The organism is Hoeflea sp., assembly GCF_039975035.1.
GTDB lineage: Bacteria > Pseudomonadota > Alphaproteobacteria > Rhizobiales > Rhizobiaceae > Hoeflea.
The window spans coordinates 1-2,985 of the sequence record NZ_JBDWHW010000125.1 but is presented as its reverse complement, the minus strand read 5'-3'; the positions used below and the strand labels follow the sequence as shown (position 1 = coordinate 2,985).

The window sequence follows — 2,985 nt, the reverse complement described above, 5'->3', positions numbered from 1 at the left end:
TGGCAACTGTGAAACCACGACTGGCTGTCGGCTATCACTCTGTTTTGTCACCTGAAAACACTGCCGCAATCATGGATGGTGTTCGCGAAACCTACGACGGTCCTTTGCTGCTGTCCCGCGACCTTTCAGTCATCAATGTGACCAAGGACAAAATTGTGTCCCGCATGGCGACTGTCGATGACTATGTCCTGCCACCCGATGTGACCGAGGCCTATCTCAAGGCGCCGCGTTCTGACGAAAAGTCGCCGTCTGATACGGTCAACGCTGGCAAATGGAAGGGCTACACCCCTCCCCCTATGCCCGAGTAATTGCTGCACCATAAAACTGTCTTCACGACGCTCCAGACAGCGTCGTGAAGAATCGGAACCGCAGCTCCAGATCCTCAGGCGTAACGACTTCGCCCATGATCGTGTGACGGTTTGACCGGGAACTATGAAATGCAACAAAGACCTCGGTTCGAAGATCCAGTTCCGCGCCGGAAAAACCGATTTCCCGGAACAGCCCTCGAACGTATTCAAAGCGCTTCCTAAACACAGCGTCCACCTGATCCGTAATCAGGGGCTCCTGCGCTGCCCATGCACGCACCGCGACATCGTATCGGGCCAGATCGCGCTCGGCGACGATGTGTATGAGCGCACGAAGACGATCCACAGCAGGTTGGCTGTCCAGTGTCTTGGTTTCGGTCATGACGACAGAGGTGAATTCTTCGGCCCAATATAGGATGAGCCTCTGGATGAAGTCGTTTCGGTTTTCAAAATGTCCGTAAAAACTTCCCTTGGTGACACCAAGTTCTGAACACAAACCATCAATTGTGATCTTGGATGAGCCTTTTCGGGAGAGCACATCCATTGCAACAGAAAGCCAGTCTCTCTGTCTGAATCTTTGTTTCTTATTGGTATTTTCTGTCATTGGCGACTTCTGAACTCTGGCTTCATTTCACTAGATAGGTTTACAAACATACCAAAAGGTATATTTGTTTTAATGCACGTGATCGACAATGGGAGTTGAATTATGTTCGACGCAAGGTTCCTGCGGAGAATCAAGAGTGTTTTTCCACTAACAGCGGCAACAATTGGTGCCATTATGTTAGGCACATCCTTCTTGGCAGTCGATGCGCTTGCAGCGGGTGGGAAAGTTGACGGACCAAACGTCATCGCTCCGGATCGCTACGTTTATTATCCGGGCACTGAAGTTCTGGAAGAAGGCGAGGTCCGGGTCGTTGCCTGCGGTACAGGAATGCCGGATGCACGCAGGGCACAAGCTTCTGCCTGTTTCCTGTTCGAATTCGGTAATGGCGAAAAAATCATATTCGACCTTGGAACCGGCTCCATGCGGAACATAAACGCATTGATGATCCCGGCCGAGTTTCTGACCAAGGTTTTCATCTCGCATCTGCATACCGACCATTGGGGTGACCTGGCTTCTCTCTGGGCCGGTGGCTGGACGGCAGGCCGTCCGGTTCCCCTAGAAGTTTGGGGGCCAAGTGGGCGCACCGAAGACATGGGAACGGCCTACGCGGTAGAGCATTTTCTGAAAGCTTATAACTGGGATTTCCAGACACGAGCCTTTCAGATTACGCCGATCGCAGGTGGCATTGAGGTTCACGAATTCGATTACAAAGGCGAAAACGAAGTCGTTTATGATGAAAACGGTATCGTCATTCGTTCAATCCCGGCAATTCACACCGGCGACGGACCGGTGAGTTACATCATCGAATACGCTGGACTTAAACTTGTGTTCGGTGGCGATTCAGCACCAAACAAGTGGTTCATTGAGCACGCCAAAGGCGCCGATTTTGTGATCCATGAGTCTTTCTCAAGCCCGGAATTCTTCGTCAAAGACTATAATCAGCCTGCCCAGCTGGCTTGGCGGGCCTGTTGTGAATTCCATACGTCCGGACCTTCGTTCGGGAAGCTCATGAGCGAAATCAAACCGGATCACGCTGTGGGTTATCACGCCATGGAGGAATCCCACGAAGAACTGATCCTCAGCATCAGAACGACCTATGATGGGCCGCTGTCCATGGCCAAGGACATGATGGTGTGGAATATCACCAAGGACGGTGTTACCGAAAGAATGGCAGCGTCGACAGATAGGGCGAGCGGTGTTCCAGGACCTACCAAACAACCTGGTCCAGATCCGGATTGGCCGAACCCGTTCAGCGAGTTCATCCTGAGCGGAGAGTATGGACCGGCATTCAACGCTCAAAACGAGATGCTCGATGAGCATATGAAAAAGTATGAACTTGAGGATCAGGATTGGCGGCCGCGCAAATCCTGGTACGAACCAAACCAATGAGCCTATGAAAAGGTCTGTACGACAAATCGCCTGAGGGTTTGGTCTGGAAAGTCCTTTCAAGACGTTATAGCGTGGCGCAAACTACCCGCACTCATTTGACGGTTGTAATCAATGGATCCACTGAGTATTTTTGCGCTCGTCATATTGCTGGTTCTGCTCGGCGCAGGTGTTTGGCTATGGATTTTTCTGGCTCTCCAACCGGGAAAAATTGCTCATTCCCGTGGTCATCCCCGCGCCGAAGCCGTAACAATTTGCGGCTATTGGGGCGCGTTGACCATGGGGCTATTGATGCCGCTGGCGTTTATCTGGGCATACACAGACGGTGCAGCGCCTGTCTCTTCTGAAAATGAGGAGACTGCATCGTGATTATCTTTCTAACTCTCTGTTATTGCGGCATTCTGTTTGCGCTTGTGAAAGCAGGCATTATCAAACTCAACACCTTCTGGAAAATCTCGCCCGTTCTTTGGCTGGTACTGCTCTTGGTGGTGCTGTTTATTCCGATGCAATGGGGCGCACCATCAGGCCCTGTAAGATCATACAACAAGGTCATCGAAATTGTCCCTAATGTGAATGGGACAGTGATCGAGGTCCCGGCGCTGCCGCTTGTGCTATTGGCGAAGGGCGATGTCCTGTTCCAGATTGACCCCGAGCCATTTGAGGCCGCGGTTGATCGCGCCAAAGCCTCCC

At 51.8% G+C, this 2,985-nt stretch carries 3 protein-coding genes and 2 pseudogenes; 4 read left to right on the top strand and 1 reads right to left on the bottom strand.

The genetic code is table 11. The features are described from left to right. Window positions 1-308: pseudogene (locus ABJN75_RS10600) on the top strand (hypothetical protein); the annotation flags it as partial. Between the two features lie 22 nt (window positions 309-330). Here the strand turns inward: ABJN75_RS10600 and ABJN75_RS10595 are convergent. Further along, on the bottom strand, window positions 331-909 hold the full coding sequence (locus tag ABJN75_RS10595) for a TetR/AcrR family transcriptional regulator (protein WP_348439477.1): 579 nt from the start codon (window positions 907-909) through the stop codon (window positions 331-333). Window positions 910-1,011: 102 nt separating this feature from the next. Between ABJN75_RS10595 and gntH the strand changes: the two genes are divergently transcribed. From gntH to ABJN75_RS10580, 3 genes and pseudogenes are all read left to right on the top strand, one after another. Next, a complete protein-coding gene (gene gntH, locus ABJN75_RS10590) occupies window positions 1,012-2,298 on the top strand; it encodes a guanitoxin biosynthesis MBL fold metallo-hydrolase GntH (protein ID WP_348439475.1) in 1,287 nt (428 codons plus the stop codon). A gap of 111 nt (window positions 2,299-2,409) precedes the next feature. Next, window positions 2,410-2,664 (top strand): DUF3302 domain-containing protein, encoded by a 255-nt coding sequence (locus ABJN75_RS10585; RefSeq protein WP_348439473.1) that lies wholly within the window; start codon window positions 2,410-2,412, stop codon window positions 2,662-2,664. Beyond that, window positions 2,661-2,985, top strand: a pseudogene (locus ABJN75_RS10580) (efflux transporter periplasmic adaptor subunit); the annotation flags it as partial. The gene ABJN75_RS10585 and the pseudogene ABJN75_RS10580, both read left to right, overlap by 4 nt.

Bases quoted from the DNA above. Each gene is read 5' to 3' on its own strand.
- ABJN75_RS10595 (WP_348439477.1), bottom strand. From the start codon at position 909: ATGACAGAAAATACCAATAAGAAACAAAGATTCAGACAGAGAGACTGG.
- gntH (WP_348439475.1), top strand. From the start codon at position 1,012: ATGTTCGACGCAAGGTTCCTGCGGAGAATCAAGAGTGTTTTTCCACTA.
- ABJN75_RS10585 (WP_348439473.1), top strand. From the start codon at position 2,410: ATGGATCCACTGAGTATTTTTGCGCTCGTCATATTGCTGGTTCTGCTC.